16 protein-coding genes are annotated in these 15,845 nt (G+C 66.7%); 6 read left to right on the forward strand and 10 right to left on the reverse strand.

Annotation, left to right across the window (positions count from 1 at the left end; translation table 11 throughout):
• The first annotated feature begins 58 nt into the window (after positions 1 to 58).
• The 4 genes from C7I84_RS09185 (at position 59) to hmuQ (ending at position 3,478) form a co-directional block, all read left to right on the forward strand.
• Complete coding sequence (locus tag C7I84_RS09185) at positions 59 to 2,290, forward strand: TonB-dependent hemoglobin/transferrin/lactoferrin family receptor (RefSeq protein ID WP_106771873.1); 2,232 nt, start codon at positions 59 to 61, stop codon at positions 2,288 to 2,290.
• Positions 2,291 to 2,309: 19 nt separating this feature from the next.
• Positions 2,310 to 2,753, forward strand: coding sequence for a hypothetical protein (locus C7I84_RS09190; protein WP_106771874.1), 444 nt, complete (start codon positions 2,310 to 2,312; stop codon positions 2,751 to 2,753).
• Between the two features lie 124 nt (positions 2,754 to 2,877).
• Positions 2,878 to 3,141: a hypothetical protein gene (locus C7I84_RS29660; RefSeq protein ID WP_133170077.1), complete on the forward strand. Its 264-nt coding sequence runs from the start codon at positions 2,878 to 2,880 to the stop codon at positions 3,139 to 3,141.
• Between the two features lie 22 nt (positions 3,142 to 3,163).
• Positions 3,164 to 3,478 carry a heme-degrading protein HmuQ gene (hmuQ, locus tag C7I84_RS09195; protein ID WP_106771875.1) on the forward strand — a complete coding sequence of 105 codons (315 nt, stop codon included), beginning with the start codon at positions 3,164 to 3,166 and terminating at the stop codon, positions 3,476 to 3,478.
• Between the two features lie 73 nt (positions 3,479 to 3,551).
• On the opposite strand, the gene C7I84_RS09200 is transcribed toward hmuQ, so the two are convergent.
• The 3 genes from C7I84_RS09200 to putA form a co-directional block, all read right to left on the reverse strand.
• Entirely contained in the window at positions 3,552 to 3,902 is a 351-nt protein-coding gene (locus C7I84_RS09200; protein ID WP_207770985.1) for a DUF5615 family PIN-like protein, read from the reverse strand.
• A 14-nt stretch (positions 3,903 to 3,916) separates the two neighbouring features.
• Positions 3,917 to 4,147: a DUF433 domain-containing protein gene (locus C7I84_RS09205; protein WP_106771877.1), complete on the reverse strand. Its 231-nt coding sequence runs from the start codon at positions 4,145 to 4,147 to the stop codon at positions 3,917 to 3,919.
• An 88-nt stretch (positions 4,148 to 4,235) separates the two neighbouring features.
• Positions 4,236 to 7,847: a bifunctional proline dehydrogenase/L-glutamate gamma-semialdehyde dehydrogenase PutA gene (gene putA, locus C7I84_RS09210; protein ID WP_106771878.1), complete on the reverse strand. Its 3,612-nt coding sequence runs from the start codon at positions 7,845 to 7,847 to the stop codon at positions 4,236 to 4,238.
• Positions 7,848 to 7,993: 146 nt separating this feature from the next.
• Between putA and C7I84_RS09215 the strand changes: the two genes are divergently transcribed.
• On the forward strand, positions 7,994 to 8,446 hold the full coding sequence (locus C7I84_RS09215; protein WP_106771879.1) for an Lrp/AsnC family transcriptional regulator: 453 nt from the start codon (positions 7,994 to 7,996) through the stop codon (positions 8,444 to 8,446).
• An 85-nt stretch (positions 8,447 to 8,531) separates the two neighbouring features.
• On the opposite strand, the gene C7I84_RS09220 is transcribed toward C7I84_RS09215, so the two are convergent.
• The 4 genes from C7I84_RS09220 to C7I84_RS09235 form a co-directional block, all read right to left on the reverse strand.
• Positions 8,532 to 9,038, reverse strand: coding sequence for a GNAT family N-acetyltransferase (locus tag C7I84_RS09220; RefSeq protein ID WP_106771880.1), 507 nt, complete (start codon positions 9,036 to 9,038; stop codon positions 8,532 to 8,534).
• 3 nt (positions 9,039 to 9,041) lie between these two features.
• Positions 9,042 to 9,344 carry a type II toxin-antitoxin system TacA family antitoxin gene (locus C7I84_RS09225; protein WP_106771881.1) on the reverse strand — a complete coding sequence of 101 codons (303 nt, stop codon included), beginning with the start codon at positions 9,342 to 9,344 and terminating at the stop codon, positions 9,042 to 9,044.
• A 122-nt stretch (positions 9,345 to 9,466) separates the two neighbouring features.
• Entirely contained in the window at positions 9,467 to 10,678 is a 1,212-nt protein-coding gene (locus C7I84_RS09230) for a cytochrome-c peroxidase (RefSeq protein ID WP_106771882.1), read from the reverse strand.
• Between the two features lie 7 nt (positions 10,679 to 10,685).
• Complete coding sequence (locus tag C7I84_RS09235) at positions 10,686 to 11,189, reverse strand: FixH family protein (protein WP_106771883.1); 504 nt, start codon at positions 11,187 to 11,189, stop codon at positions 10,686 to 10,688.
• Positions 11,190 to 11,256: 67 nt separating this feature from the next.
• On the opposite strand from C7I84_RS09235, the gene C7I84_RS09240 reads away from it, so the two are divergent.
• Positions 11,257 to 12,177, forward strand: a complete 921-nt coding sequence (locus C7I84_RS09240; RefSeq protein WP_106771884.1) for a sugar kinase — start codon at positions 11,257 to 11,259, stop codon at positions 12,175 to 12,177.
• Between the two features lie 16 nt (positions 12,178 to 12,193).
• On the opposite strand, the gene C7I84_RS09245 is transcribed toward C7I84_RS09240, so the two are convergent.
• The 3 genes from C7I84_RS09245 to C7I84_RS09255 form a co-directional block, all read right to left on the reverse strand.
• Positions 12,194 to 13,258, reverse strand: a complete 1,065-nt coding sequence (locus C7I84_RS09245; RefSeq protein ID WP_425351318.1) for an aldose epimerase family protein — start codon at positions 13,256 to 13,258, stop codon at positions 12,194 to 12,196.
• On the reverse strand, positions 13,230 to 14,687 hold the full coding sequence (locus C7I84_RS09250; protein ID WP_106771885.1) for an NAD-dependent succinate-semialdehyde dehydrogenase: 1,458 nt from the start codon (positions 14,685 to 14,687) through the stop codon (positions 13,230 to 13,232). The genes C7I84_RS09245 and C7I84_RS09250 overlap by 29 nt, the downstream gene beginning before the upstream one ends.
• Positions 14,688 to 14,870: 183 nt before the next feature.
• Complete coding sequence (locus tag C7I84_RS09255) at positions 14,871 to 15,821, reverse strand: AEC family transporter (protein WP_106772015.1); 951 nt, start codon at positions 15,819 to 15,821, stop codon at positions 14,871 to 14,873.
• Between the last annotated feature and the right edge of the window lie 24 nt (positions 15,822 to 15,845).

A 15,845-nucleotide genomic window follows, 5' to 3' on the forward strand; every position in this document is an offset into this window, starting at 1 on the left:
AAATGATGCCAGCCAGCCACGAGCCAGCCCGCATTCCCATTTGGCATGGAGCAGGGACATGGGGCACGGGCGGTCTGAAGAGACCAGGGGATCGAGGTCGGGCAAGGCCTGCGGATCGGCGCTTTCAGGAAGAATCGGATTTTTGGCGAGCGTCGCCGCGCTGGCGCCGATCGGCGCGCCGGCCTACGCGCAGGATCAGGCCGCGACGGAACAACTGCCCGCTGAGCAGGCGGCGCGGGAAGGAAACGAGCAGCGCACGGACCAGGGTGCGACCGTGCTGGACCAGATCACGGTGGTCAGCCGCACCGGCGAATCGGCGATCGACACGCTTGGCTCGGTCAGCCATGTCGACCAGGAGCAGCTCGAGCGGCGCATGGCGGTGACGCCCGGCGACGCCCTGTTCGGCATCCCCGGCGTGGCGGCGCAGACCGACGCCAAGCGCGCGGCGACCAGCATCAACATTCGCGGCCTGCAGGATTTCGGCCGCGTTGCCGTCATCGTCGACGGCGCGCGCCAGAATTTTCAGCGCACCGGCCACGGCACACAGTCGGTCTTCTTCATCGACCCCGAACTGATCAAGCAGGTGGACGTGATTCGCGGCCCCGTCTCCAACACATATGGCTCAGGCGCGATCGGCGGTGTGGTCTTTTACGAGACCAAGGACGCCGAAGACTTCCTGCGGCCCGGCGAGACGTGGGGCGCCTCGACCACCGGTCGCTTCGACAGCAACGGCGAGGGCTGGACCACCAGCGGCACCGCCGCCTACCGCATCAGCGATTCGGCCGACATCCTCGGCAACATCGTCTGGCGCGACTTCGGCGACTACAAGGACGGCGACGGCGACACGGTCGACGGCACCGGCTTCGATGTGCTGAGCGGCATGCTGAAGAGCACGCTGAAGCCGACCGACAACAGCGAGTTGAAGCTCGGCTGGATCGGCGCCAACGACAGCTGGTCGGAGGGAGGCGAGAATTACGACGTCGACACCCGCCAGAACACCTTCACCGGCCGCTACAACATTACCGACGACGACAAGAGCTGGCTCGACCTGCACATCAACGCCTCGGCCAACATCGCCTCGCTCGACCAGACCTACAACCGCGACGTGACACGATACAGCTCGGTGACCGGCCTGCCGATCGTCGTCCCGGCCGGCTCGAAAACCGGCTACGATCTCGACACCTACAGCATCGACGTCTGGAACACCTCGCGCTTCGACACTGGCGCGGTGTCGCACGAGCTGACTTATGGCGGCGACTGGGTCACCGACGATGTCGTCACCTCCAGCCCGGAGGGCGGCAGCGACATCTACACCCCGTCCGGCAAGCGGCGCGTGTCCGGCGCCTATATCCAGGAGAAGTTCACCTGGGAGTGGCTGGAGGTCATCGGCGGGCTCCGCTACGACAGCTACAAGCTGGACAGCGACGAAGGCGAAGTCTCAGGCGACCGGCTATCGCCGCGCATCACCGTCGGCGTTTCGCCGTTCCAGAACATCGGCCTGGAGGGACTGCAGGTCTACGGCACCTATGCCGAGGGCTATCGCTCGCCGTCGCTCTCCGAGACGCTGATCAGCGGCCTTCATCCGAACGGCGTGGTGTTCCCCTTCCTGCCCAATCCGGACCTGAAGCCGGAGACCGGCAAGACCTGGGAAGCCGGCATCAACTACGCGCAGGACAGCGTGATCCAGGCCGGCGACAGCCTGCGCATCAAGGCGGCCTACTTCAACAATGACATCGACGACTATATCGGAGGCACGGAACTTAGCGCGGGTGACCCGGGCTGTCCGTTCATTCCCGGTCTTCCCCCGGTCTGGGTTCCGGGTGGCTACTACGTTCCGACATGCTTCCAGTACCAGAACTACGCCAACGCCAAGATCAAGGGTTTCGAGTTCGAGGCCGTCTACGACGCCGGCTGGGGGTTTGCCGGCTTGAGCGCCTCGATCATCGACGGGCACACCGTCTCCTATGCCGGCGTGCGCGAGGATCTCGCCACCATCCCGTCGTCGCAGGTGACGGCGCAGCTCGGCTTCCGCTTCCTCGAGGACAAGCTGACGGTGGGCGGCGAGGTGCAGTACAACGCCGCACCGAAGGGAAACCCGGTCGCCGACGACTTTACGCTGGTCAACGCCTTCGCCAGCTACCAGGCGAGCGAAGACTTCCGGCTCGATTTCCGCGCCGACAACATCTTCGACGTCAAATATGTGAACCCGCTCAACGGCACGACCACGGCCACGCTTTACGAGCCGGGCGTGTCGCTGAAGCTGGCGGCGACCATGCGCTTTGGAGGCTGACTTGCGAAAACCCGATCTTTTGCGCCTGGCGCGCCTTCTCCCGGCCGTAGCGCTCGCTGCTGGGGCGGGCGCGGCCAATGCCCAGGAGGCCGCGCCGAAGCCGGCGGAGGCCGCGGCCAAAACCCTGTCGCTCGAGCTCAATGCCGCGCAGCCGTCGCAAAAAGGCTGCCGGCTGACCTTCGTCGTCGCCAACGGGCTCGGCGCGGACCTGTCGAAGGCCGCCTTCGAGATCGCGCTGTTCAACGATGTCGGCGTGGTCGACACGCTGACCGTGCTCGACTTCAAGGACCTGCCGTCCGGCAAGACCAAGGTGACGCGCTTCGACCTGCCGCTCGACTGCGCCAAGATCACCCGCGTGCTGGTCAACCGCGCCGTCGACTGCGCAGGCGGCGGCGTCGACCCGGCCGCCTGCATGCGGCAGCTGCAGCCGAGCGGCAAATCGCAGATTGCCTTCGGCCTGTGAGCCGCGCTTCAACCGGCCGTGCGACGGTTCCGCGTCTCGCGGCCTCCCAACCCTGCCCGGAGGGCGGGCTTCGGCCTGCCCTCCCCTCTTTTCAGCCCGGCGCGGCCCGGCAGGAGCAACGATCTTGAACCTTCTACCCCTCCACAAGCTGATCGCCGGACGCGGCGACGGCCTGCACCCGCACCTCGTCTACCTGCTCGAGGCCCGCGCGAAATCCGCGGCCGATCCGGCGATCAAGGAGCTTGCGCTTCATCGCGCCGACCCGCATATCCAGGCCGGGTCGCATCCGAACCGGAGTGCGGGCGCGCAGTTGCCTGAGGGCGTCGTGCGTTTTGCGCCGCGGTCAGCGGAAGCCAGGAGACACGGCCGCTCGAAATCGGCCCGATGAGGAATCACGGAAAGGAAATGCCATGTTCATCGCAATGAACCGCTTCAAGGTGCAGAAGGGCTCGGAGGAAGCCTTCGAGAACGTCTGGAAGGGCCGCGATTCCAAGCTCTCCGAAATGAAGGGGTTCAAGCAGTTCCACCTGCTGCGCGGCCCGGTGAACGAGGAGGAAGGTTATACGCTGTTCGCCTCGCACACGGTGTGGGCGAGCCAGGACGATTTCGTCGCCTGGACCAAGTCGGAGAATTTCCGCGCCGCCCACCGCAACGCCGGCGACAACAAGCCGCTCTATCTCGGCCATCCGCAGTTCGAGGGTTTTTCGGTGGTCGAGGGGGCCTGACGCTCAGGCGCGCCTCCTCGCTGCTTGGGAGGAGAAGTCCGGAAGGCAACGCAGCTTTTCCGACGCTGCGGCGTTATCGCCGCAGCGGCAGCAGTCGTATACGCACCCGCACCGGGTCAATCGACAACAGCGCGCCGGCCTCCAGTTCCGTCGCCATCTGATGTAGAGCCCTGATCACCGGCTCGCCGATTGCATCGGGGCTGACATCGTCGGAACGAACCTGAATGACGCTCGGCTTCCCGCCATTGGTCGCGGCAAGGATCGAGCTGAAGTCGAGATCGTGCGTCAGCACGATGTAGCCCTCAACCTTCGCATGTTTCATGATCTCTTTGTCGGAAGCATTGGCCGCGCCGATGGTCGACCAATGTGCCGCCTCGAAGCCGGCGACAACAAGCCTGCCGATCCATGCCGGGGACAGGTTCATGTCAATGAGAATTCTCATTCACCGGCCAGCACGACTTCCCTCTCGTCGGCGCGCCAGGCCGCATAGCGGAGCGCCTGCATGACGTCTTCGCGCTCAAGATAGGGAAAATCGGCAAGGACGTCGTCAACGCTGTGACCGGCGCCGATCTGCGCGACAATCATCCCAACCGTTACCCGCATGCCACGAATGCAGGGGCGACCGCCCATCTTTCCGGGCTCCAGGGTGATGCGGTCAAAAGACTCCATCCAACGCTCCTCGGGACCTTCCGGCTCCGAACATACATGCAGCCGTTCGACAATCTCTATCACGGATGAGCCGACATCCGAAGCGCCCTCACCCCGCGCCGGCCAGCAGGCTGGCGTTGCCGCCCGCCGCCGTCGTATCGACGCAGACCGAGCGTTCATGCGCATAGGCGGCCGGGTTCAGCACCTCGCTGATCAAAGGCACGATCGGACCGGGATGGTCGGCCAGCACGCGACGCACGACCCGCATCGCCTCCGGCGTGCCTGAAAACGCCACTGCGTCCACACCGAGCGAACGGGCCTCGACCGGATCCGGCCGTCCGTCGACCACCGCCAGCGGCAGGCCCTTTCCGGTCAGCGGCTGCAACGCCGCCGGCGCGCCCGGCGCCACGGCCAGCACCGCATTGCCGGCGGCGAGCGCCTGGATCGTCTGGGCGAGCAGCGTGTCGCCGTCCGGGCCGAGGCAGAGCACCTTTCCGCGCGGATGCAGCGTCAGCGTGTTGGCCTCGCCGGTCGGTCCCGGCAGGTCGACCGGGCCGAAATCCGTCGCGGCGGCCGCGGCGATCGCCTCCGCACCCCTGCCGCGCAGCAGCTTGCGCAGCACCGGCACCCGGTCGGTGCGCATCGACCAGTCGGCCGGATCGGAGAGCGCGTCGGCCAGTTCGGTCGCCGTCACCTTGCGGCCGTCGCCGAGTTCGGTGCCTGCTCCCGCCGATTTGCGGAAACGACGGAGATAATGCGGCCCGCCGGCCTTCGGCCCTGTACCCGAAAGCCCCTCGCCGCCGAAAGGCTGCAAGCCGACCACCGCGCCGATCTGGTTGCGGTTGACGTAGATATTGCCGGCATGCACGCCATCGACGATGTGCTGGACGCGCACCTCGATGCGCGTGTGCAGGCCGAAGGTCAGGCCGTAACCCTTGCGGTTGATGGTTAAGATGACGTCGTCGATGTCGTCGGCCCCAAAACTGGCGACATGCAGCACCGGCCCAAAGATCTCCTTGCGCATCTCCTCGATGCCGGACACACGGAAGATGTGCGGCGCGACGAAACGCCCTTCCGCCGGCGCGTCGAGTTTTGCGACCAGCCGGCCCTGCCGCTCCATGTCAGCACAATAGCCGAGGATCGCCTCGCGCGCCTCGTCGTCGATGACGGGCCCGACATCGGTGGCGATTTTCCAGGGGTCGCCGACGGTGAGCGCCTTGAGCGCGCCCTCCAGCATCTCCAAAACCTTCTTCTCGACGTCCTTCTGCACGTAGAGGATGCGCAGCGCCGAGCAGCGCTGGCCGGCGCTCTGGAAGGCGGAGGCGAGGATGTCGCGCACCGCCTGCTCCGGCAGCGCGGTGGAATCGACGATCATGGCATTGAGCCCGCCGGTCTCGGCGATCAGCATGGCGTCGGGCGCCGCCGTCTCGGCGAGCTGTTTCTCGATCAGCTTCGCCACCTCGGTGGAGCCGGTGAAGCAGACGCCGGCGATGCGCGGATCGGCGGTCAGCGGCGCACCGACGGACGGCCCGTCGCCGGGCAGGAGATGCAGCACGTCGGCCGGTACGCCGGCCCGGTGCAGCAGTTCGACCGCGCGCGCCGCGATCAGCGGCGTCTGCTCGGCCGGTTTTGCGACCACCGCATTGCCGGTCGCCAGGGCCGCGGCAATCTGCCCGGAAAAGATCGCCAGCGGAAAATTCCAGGGCGAGATGCAGGCGATCACTCCCCTCGCCTCGGTGCCGGGCTCTACCTTCGCCGCCTCGCCGGCGTAGTAGCGCAGAAAATCGACCGCCTCGCGAAGCTCGGCCACGCCGTCGGCCAGCGTCTTGCCGGCCTCGCGCGTGCACAGCGCGAAGAACTCGGCGGCGTTCTCCTCGTAGAGATCGGCGGCGCGGCGAAGCATCTCCGCGCGTTCGCGGACCGGCCGCTTCGCCCAGGCGGGCTGTGCCTCCACGGCGATACGCACCGCCGCCGCGACCTGTTTCGCGCCGGCCTCGACAACCGTGCCGACCGTCTCGGCCGGCCTTGCCGGGTTCAGCACCGGCCGCTTGGTGCCGTAGCCGGCGGCGCGCGGCGCCGGACCGGCCGACCAGCGCTCGGCTCCGGCGAAGGCGCTTCTGGCGTCCTCGATACGGGCCAGAGTGTCCGGATCGGATATGTCGAAACCCCGCGAATTGCGCCGCCCGCCACCGAAGATGTCAGCCGGTTTTGCGATCGCCGGATTGGCGGCCGGGCCTTGGCTCTCCACCACGGCGAACGGATCGCGCGCGATCTCCTCCGGCGGCACATCCTCGTCGGTCACCTGGTGCACGAAGGAGGAGTTGGCGCCGTTTTCCAAGAGCCGGCGCACCAGATAGGCGAGCAGGTCGGAATGCGCGCCGACCGGCGCATAGATGCGGCAGCGCGTGCCTTCCGCCTTGCGCACGGTCTCGTGCAGCGCCTCGCCCATGCCGTGCAGCCGCTGGAACTCGAATCTTTCACGGTCCGGCGCCATGCGCAGGATGGCCGCGACGGTGTGCGCGTTGTGCGTGGCGAACTGCGGGTAGATGCGGTCGGTCATGCCCAGCAGCTTTTTGGCGCAGGCGATGTAGGAAACGTCGGTGTTCACCTTCCGCGTGAACACCGGATAGCCGGAGAGCCCCAGAACCTGCGCCCGCTTGATCTCGGTGTCCCAGTAGGCCCCCTTGACCAGCCGCACCATGATGGTGCGGTCGAGCCTTTGCGCAAGCGCGTACAGCCAGTCGATGACGAAAGCCGCGCGCGGCCCGTAGGCCTGCACCACGACGCCGAACCCGTCCCACTCCGCCAGCCGCGGATCGGCGAGCACCCGCTCGATCACGTCGAGCGAGAGGTCGAGCCGATCGGCTTCCTCGGCGTCGATGTTGAGCCCCATCCTCGCATGGGCCGCGGCCAGCGCCAGCGACAGCAGCCGTTCGCTCATGACGGGCAGCATGGTCTCGCGCTGCGCCTGCTCGTAGCGCGGATGGATGGCCGAGAGTTTTACCGAGATGCCGGGATTGTAGCGGATCTCCGGGGCATTGGTGCCGCTGTTGAGCGACGAGATCGCATCGGCATAGGCCTTAAGGTAGCGCAGCGCGTCGGCTTCCGTCCGCGCGGCCTCGCCCAGCATGTCGTAGGAATAGAGATAACCCTTCTCCATCGTGTCGCCGCCGCGCCGCACCGCTTCGTCGATGGTGCGGCCGAGCACGAACTGCTCGCCCATCTCGCGCATGGCGGCCGACACGGCGCGGCGGATGACGGGCTCGCCCAGCCTGCGCACCATCGAGCGCAGCGTGCCGGCGATGCCGTCGTCCTCGCTTTCGTCGAGCACCCGGCCGGTCAGCATCAGCGCCCAGGTCGAGGCGTTGACGAAGATCGAGCTCGATTTCCCCGAATGCGCCGACCAGTCGTGCGGTGCGATCTTGTCCTGGATGAGGTCGTCCATGGTCTGCGTGTCGGGCACCCGCAGCAGCGCCTCCGCCAGGCACATCAGCGCCACACCCTCCTTGGTGGAGAGACCGTAGGCCGACAGAAAAACCTCCATCAGCCGGGGATCGGAGGAGGCGCGCACGGCGCACACCAACTCGGCGGCGCGCGTGGAAATCGCCTTGCGCTGCTCGGGCGTCAGACCGGCGAGTTCCACCAGCCGAGCCAGCGCCTCGTCCTCGTCGGGAAGGTAGTTTTCGCGGATATGGCTGCGGAGCACGTCGAGCGCGGTCATGACGATCCTGTTGGCGCGGGGCGGAGTGGAAAGGATGACGCTCGATTATCATGCACCGCTTTTCGGCGGGAACCAAACTTGTGGTGCCAGCAATCCGATCGAACTATAGAATGGCTGATCAAGAACCGAATCAGATCATAATCTCTATGCGGGAAGACCAACTGGACCGCATCGACCGCAACATCCTTGCCGCGCTTTCGCGCGAAGGTCGGCTGTCGGCGAGCGAACTGGCGGCCAAGGTCGGCCTGTCGAAGACGCCGGTGCAGGCGCGGGTGCGTCGGCTGGAGAAGGACGGCTTCATCCGCGGCTACATGGCCGTCATCGACCGCGAGCGCATGGGCGAAGGCCATGTCGCCTTCGTGCAGGTAAAACTGTCGGACACGCGCTCGCTGGCGCTTAATGAGTTCAACCGCGCAGTGCAGGCCGTACCCGAGATCGAACAGTGCCACATGATGGCGGCGAGCTTTGACTACCTCTTGAAAGTGCGCACCCGCGACATCGCCGCCTACCGCCGCGTGCTCGGCGAACGCATCTCGGCGCTGCCGCATGTCGCGCAGACGTCGACCTTCGTGGCGATGGAGACGGTGAAGGACCGGTAGGATGGCAGATCACTAAGCACCTGACGTGCCCACGAAGATGGGTTCGAGACGCGAATGGCGCCGCCGCCGTCACATATGATCCGATTTAGTCCAGCACCTTGCGGATATCGGCAATCGGTCGAAACAACTTCAGTGGGCGATCAGGAAACGGAAGGAAGCCTTCCCGCGCATAGAACGATCGAGCCGCGTCATTCTTGGCATCCACTATGACCGCAAAAGAGGCGATTTCGCTGCGGACTACCCGCATCAATGCGTCCGCGAGCAGGAAACGGCCAAAGCCGCGGCCTTGTTGATGCCGGTCGACGGCAAGTCGGCCGAGCAGAGTCGCAGGCACGAGCGGATAGCGGGCCAAACGACTCACCGTCTGTGCGGGAAGCTCGCTCAGCACAATTGCGGTCGAGGATAGAGTGTAGTAGCCGCCGATCGAACCATCATCCAGGATGAGCACGAAAGTCGCGGCCATGTTCTTGCGGGCATCCTGCCCAGCCTGAGTTCGAAAATATCGATCCAGCTGCTCGACGCCACTTGTGAACGCGCCGCGGTCGTGATGGGGGCCAAGAGCTTCGACGCGGAGGCCAGCCGTCAGCTTCACTACCTACCCGCCGGTTGTTTCGCGGTAGCGGCGCATCGTCTCACGCAGCCGGTCATTCGCGGGAGCGGGGTTCAACATGGCTTCAACGAAGGCCTCGCTGTCGCGAACCGACAGTTCCAGTTGCCGATGCTCCTCGATTGCGCGGCGGGCTGCGTCCTGAACGCTCGCCAGGACGAAGTCGGTCACTGTCCGCCCCTGCAGCGAGGCCGCCCGCTCAATCAAACCCTTCTGCTCGGCCGTGACACGGGCCTCCAACCGCTCTGCCTTAGCGCGGGTCCGGGGTGATTTGGTGGCCATGTTCTTCATCGTCAGCTCTCCTCCAAAATGTACGGCCAATGACCGGCCATTTCAAGTGAAACCCGTAATGTTCCTTCCGCCCTCGTCGTCCCCCTTTATCTCCACCCTGAATGCAGTACCTTGCGCTGCATTCAATCCGCACCCCCTGGCGACAGCGTCCCCAAAAACGCCACCAGCGCCGCCCTTTCCCTCTCAGACAATTGCAGCTGCTTTGCCTCCGAATGCCCTTCCGCCGGCTGCGGGGCGCGGGCATAGTGGTCCACCACCTCCTCAAGCGTCTTGATCTGCCCTGCATGCATGTAGGGCGCCCGCCCGGCCGCGCCGCGCAGCGACGGCGTCTTGTAGGCGCGCCTCAGTTCTGGCCCGTCGCGCACCATGTGGCGCAGCTCGCCGCAAGCCGCCTCGTCGCCGTCGCGAAAACGGCCGAGGCAGTTGAACGGATCGGCCAGCACTTCGGCTGTCGCCGTCTCACGGCCGAGATCGGGCGGCTTGCCCACAGCCGGCGGCACGCCGGTGTTGTGGAAAAAATCGTCCGTGAAGCGCGGGCCGTTGTGGCAGGTCGAGCAGTTCGCCTTGCCAATGAAGAGTTTCAGGCCGAGCACCTCCTCGTCGCTGAACACCGCATCCCCTTCCGGCTCGTACCCTGCGGCGAGCGCGTCGGCGAATCGGTCGAAGCGTGTCGGCTGATGCACAATCGTGCGCTCGAAGGCGGCGAGCGCCTTGCCGATATTGGCGAAGATCGTATCGATGCCGGCGCGCTTCGCTTCCGGCACCGCGGCCCAGGCCGCGCGCTCGGTCTCGGTTCCGAACGGCCCGGCCGAAGCAGGAAGATCGGCAAGGTCCGGCAGCGGTCCGAAAATGCGCTCGTAGCGGTCCTTGAATTCACGCGCGATCAGATGCGCATAGGCGGTGCGCGTCCCGGCATGCTCGTTCATATCCTCCAACGGCACCAGCGCCTGCGCCCACAGGCTGTCACGGCGGCCGTCCCAGAAGAACCACGGGCTGTAGGCGACCCCGGCGAGCGGCATGGTGCGCCGCTTGGTCTCGCCGACGGCGATCCCGAACGGCCGGTCGTCCTGGAACTGCCGGTCGATCATGTGGCAGGTCGAGCAGGCGACGCTGCCGTCGCGCGACAGCCTCTGCTCGAAGAACAGCGTCGCGCCGAAGGCAGCGGGCGCCGCCTGGTCGGCGAAGCGGTTGGTCGGATCGGGCGGCAGCGGTTGTTGCGCCGACAGCGACAACGAGGCGATCGCCGCCTTCTCGGCATCGGAAAAGCCATCGCCGCAGCCGGCCGCTAAGGCGGAGAACCCGACCGCGAACAGCAATGCCAGTGCCCGGCGCATGGCGCACCTAAAGCAGGATGTTGAAGGTCACCCGGTCGGTGCCGTCGTCGGCCGCGATGTCGAACCGCAGCACCCACCGGCCCGGCATGGAGAATTTTAGGCCATCGATCCGATAGCGGCCGTCCCCTTCTGCTGCCGATACGGTCGGCCGGGTCGGCAGGCCGTGATCGTGTTCGGGCATGCCGCCATCGACAGCGACCCGGGCATTTTCAACCGGACGGCCATCGGGATATCTGAGTTCCAGCGTCCAACTCGCCAGCGGGCCGACCGTCGGCTCGCCGCCTTCCGGCGCGATCGTGGCGACGAACAGGCGTTTTTCCGTCGCCTTGGAGCGCGCCAGGTCCGGCGTCGCCGCGGTCGGCGCCGTGAGATAGACGATGCCCATCGCCGCGGCTGCCAGTGCCACGAAGCCGAGAACGGCAAGGATTTTTGCAATCGGCCTGCGCACGATCTTCTCCACCACCAATCGCGGCAATCTACGCTCGCGACCGGCGATCGGAAAGCCGCCCATCGCCGCTTGTGAACGGCTGGCGGCAATGGCAAAAGGCGGCCAAGCTCGACGACGGGAGGAGGCAAACATGCGCGGCATCGCGACGATCGGCGAATGCATGCTGGAACTGTCCGGCCAGAGCGGCGAGACGTGGCGGCTCGGCTATGCCGGCGACACCTTCAACACCTTGTGGACGCTGCGGGCGCTGGCCGGCACCGAGCGCGACGCCGACTATGTCTCGGCCTACGGCGACGATCCCTTCTCCGAGCGGCAAATCGCCTTCTTCCGGGAAAACGGCATCGGCATCGCCGAAAGCCCGGTGATCGCCGGCGCGCGGCCCGGCCTTTATGCCATCACGCTCACCGGGGCAGAGCGCTCCTTCACCTACTGGCGCGCCGACGCCGCCGCCCGGCAGCTGGCGCGCGATCCGGCGACATTGGCAAAAAGCCTCGAAAACCGGGAGCTTGTGTATTTTTCCGGAATTACCCTGGCAATTCTGGAGCCCTCAGACCGTGCAGTTCTGCTGGAGGCCGTGGCGGAGGCGCGCCGGCATGGCACCCACATCGCCTTCGACCCCAACTACCGACCCCGCCTGTGGCCGGACGCGGCGGCCGCGCGGGCCGCCATCGACCAGGCGCTGGCGACCGTCGACATCGCCTTGCCCACCTTCCCCGACGAGCAGGCGCTTTACGGCGACCAGACGCCCGAGGACACCGCCATGCGTATCGAGCGGTCCGGCGTCGGCGAAATCGTGGTGAAGAACGGCGAGGAGACGGCGCTGATCGCCCATTATGGCGGCCGCCAAGGCTCGCCTGCCGTCAATGTCGCGACGCCGGTCGACACTACCGGCGCCGGCGACAGTTTTAATGGCGCCTACCTTGCCGCACGGCTTGCCGGCGATACGCCTGCCGAGGCCGCCGTCCGCGCCCACCGGGTCGCCGCCGCCGTCATCCAGGTGCGCGGCGCGCTGGCGCCGGTCGACGTGTTGAAGATGGCGTTCCGGGCGTAGAGACGCCGGCGACCGCTCACCCCCGCCGGAACCGGAACTCCGTGATCTGCCGGTAGATTTCGTCGGGCCGCAGCAGCGCCTGCGGGAAATACGGCCGATTAGGCGAATCGGGCCAGGTCTGCGCCTCCAGGCAGAAGCCGGAGAACGGCCCGTAGTCCCGCCCGCCAAGCCCGGCCGGCTGATTGCCAACGTATTGGCCGCCATAGAACTGGATGCCCGGCTCGGTGGTCCAGACCTCCATCTCGACGCCCGACCGGGCGCCGCGCGCCCAGGCCGCGCGCCGCAGGGCGCCGCGGGCGGCGGCCAGGCAAAAATTATTGTCGTAGCGGACGGATGCTTCCACCTCGGCGGGCCTGATCTTACGCGGCCGGCGGAAATCATACACGGTGCCCGCCACCGGCAGCACCTCGCCGGTCGGGATCAGCTCCGCATCGACCGGCAGGTAGGCATCCGCCGCGATCGTCAGCTCGTGCGACAGCGTGTCGGTCGCGCCGCCGTCGTCGAGATTGAAATAGGCATGCTGGGCGAGGTTGCAGAGCGTCGGCTGGTCGGTGGTGGCCGTCAGCTCGACGGAGAAAATGCCGGGTTCCCGCAGCCTGTAGACGCACTGCACGTCGAGGGAGCCGGGAAAGCCCATTATGCCGTCCGGATCGGTAAGCGAAAGACTGACGAAATCGGCGCCGAAACCGGCCACGGCCCAGTTGCGGCGGCCGTAGCCGCCCGAGCCGCCGTGCAGGCCGTGCGCTTGCGGACGCTCCGGCTCGATGCGGTATTCGTCCCCTGCAACGGTGAAGCGCCCGTCGCGGATGCGGTTGGCGTGGCGGCCCACCACCGCGCCGAAATAATTGGGATGTTCGAGATAGTCGTCGAAGCGCTCGAAGCCGAGCGTCAGCGGGGCCTCGTGGCCCTCCAGCCTGAGATCCTGGATCACAGCGCCCCACGACAGGATGTTTGCCGTGAGGCCGCCGGCCGAGATCGTCACCCGCCGGACCGGCTCGCCGTCCGGCGCATGACCGAAGATCGTGTCCGCCCCCATCTCCAGCGCCGCCGGCTCAGAGGCCGAGGCCGCCGATGCAGACATATTTTGTGTCGAGATAGTCCTCGATGCCCTGGTGGCCGCCCTCGCGGCCGATGCCTGACTCCTTCACGCCGCCGAACGGCGCCTCGACCGTGGTGATCAGGCCTTCATTGACGCCGACCATGCCGTATTTCAGCCCTTCCATCACCCGGAAGGCGCGACCGAGATCGCCGGTATAGAAGTAGCAGGCGAGGCCGAACTCGGTGTCGTTGGCGAGCTTTACCGCCTCCTCCTCCGTCTCGAAGCGGAAGACGGGCGCCAGCGGGCCGAAGATCTCCTCCTTCATGAACATCATGTCGGGGGTAGCCTCGGAGATCACGGTCGGCTCGAAGAAGGAGCCTCCGAGCGCGTGGCGCTTGCCGCCGGTCACCACCTTGCCGCCCTTGGCCTTCGCGTCGGCGACGAATTCCTCGACCTTCTCGACCGCCTTCTCGTCGATCAGCGGACCCTGCTGGGTGCCATCCTCGAGGCCGACGCCGACCTTGAGCTTGCGGCTCGCCTCGGAAAACTTCTCGACGAACGCGTCGTAGACGCCCGCCTGCACGAAGAAGCGGTTGGTGCATACGCAGGTCTGGCCGGAATTGCGGTACTTCGCAAGCATCGCGCCTTCCACGGCGCGGTCGATGTCGGCGTCGTCGAACACCAGGAACGGCGCATTGCCGCCGAGTTCCATCGACACCTTCTTCACGGTCGCGGCGGCCTTGGCCATCAGCATCTTGCCGACGCCGGTCGAGCCGGTGAAGGTGATCTTCTTGACCAGCGGGTTGGCGCAGATCTCGTCGCCGATTTCGGATGCCGAGCCGGTAACGATGTTGACCGTGCCCTTCGGAAAACCGGCCTCCTCGCACAGCGCCCCCCAGGCGAGGCCCGAATAGGGCGTCTGCGAAGCCGGCTTCACCACCGTGGTGCAGCCGGCGGCGAGCGCCGGCGCCAGTTTTCGCGACAGCATGGAGGACGGGAAGTTCCACGGCGTGATGGCAGCGACGACGCCGGTCGGCTCCTTGGTGACGAGGATGCGCCGGTCCGCCCAGGGCGACGGCACGACGTCGCCATAGGCGCGGCGGCCTTCCTCGGCGAACCACAGCACATAGGCGGCGGAGATGGCGATCTCGCCCTTGGCCTCGGTCAGCGACTTGCCCTGCTCCATGGTCAGCAGCTCGGCCAGCGGCTGCTGGTTGTCCATGATGGCGTCGTGCAGCTTGCGCAGCAGCTTGTGGCGCTCCAGCACGCTCGTCTTCTTCCACGACAGGAACGCGGCCTCGGCCGCCTCGATGGCGCGGCGCGTCTCGGCCTTGCCGGAGTTCGGCACGGTGCCGATGACCAGGCCGGTCGCCGGATTGGTGACGTCGACCGTCTTGCCGGAATCGGCCTGCACCCACTCGCCGCCGATGAAGTTGGCCTGGCGCATGAAATGGCTGGTCTTCTGGAGCATGATGGTCTCCCTGCGGTCCCGTCCGGGCGGGACCCTTTGCGTGACGTGATGAGGGCGCCGCGATCGGGCGCATGCGGCCACGCCGACCGGCGGCCGCTCCGGCAGTGGTCTTACCGCATAGGCAACGCCCGGATCAATCGCCGCACGCGCAGATCGCGATTGGTCCAGTTCAGCCGACCTGGCCTAACCGAACACCGCCTGCGCCGCCGTCAGCCACAGCGCGGTGGTGACCGCCGCAAGCGCCGTAGCGATCGTCATCTGGTTGGAGGCGAGCGCCTGGCCGGTGCCGAACTGGGTCGCGATGAGATAGGAATTCACTCCAGACGGCAGCGCCGCCGCCGCGACTGCCACTTTCGCGGTGAGCGGCGGCAGGCCGAACAGCCAGGCGAGCGCCAGCGCCGCCGCCGGCATCAGCCCGAGCTTCAGCGCCGACAGCGCCAGCGCCGGGCGCACATTGCCCGACACGCCGAAGCGTTTCAGTCCTAGCCCCATGGCGAACAGCGCCAGCGGCGCGGCGATCTCGGCCAGCGCATCGACGAAGCGCATGGCGAGCGCCGGCAGCTCCAGCCCGGTGAACCGCCACGCCAGGCCGCAGACGATGCCGACGATCAGCGGGTTGGTGAAAACCTTGCGCAGGAAATCCCGGACGATGCGCAGCGGGTGCATCGGCTCGCCGCCGTCCCGCGAGAACAGCTCGAACAGGATGATGGAGGCCATCAGCATGGTCGGCAGGTGGATCGAGATCAGCAGCGACAGCTCCTCGAAACCGCGCTGTCCGAACACGCCGAGCATGAAGGGGATGCCGAGCAGCACCAGGTTGGAGAAAGCCGACGACACGCCGCCGACCACACCGGCCCTGGAATCGCGGCCGAAGACGCGGGTGGTGACGAGGTGCCCGGCCGTCCAGGCGACGATGACCGCCGCGAAGTATACGCCCCACAGCCCCCACGGCGCTGAACCGTGGAAATCGGCCCCGATCATGGTGCGGAACAAAAGCAGCGGCAGCGCCACGCCGACGGCGAATTCGGAAAGCGCCTCGCCCGTCTGCACCTTCAGATAGCCTGTGGCGCCGGCGATATAGCCGAGCGCCACCAGCCCGAAGATGAACAGCACGGTTTCGAGAAGAGGAGACATCAGCGCGTGATAGGCGAGCGCCGG

This window comes from Kumtagia ephedrae, assembly GCF_003012745.1.
Classification (GTDB): domain Bacteria; phylum Pseudomonadota; class Alphaproteobacteria; order Rhizobiales; family Rhizobiaceae; genus Kumtagia; species Kumtagia ephedrae.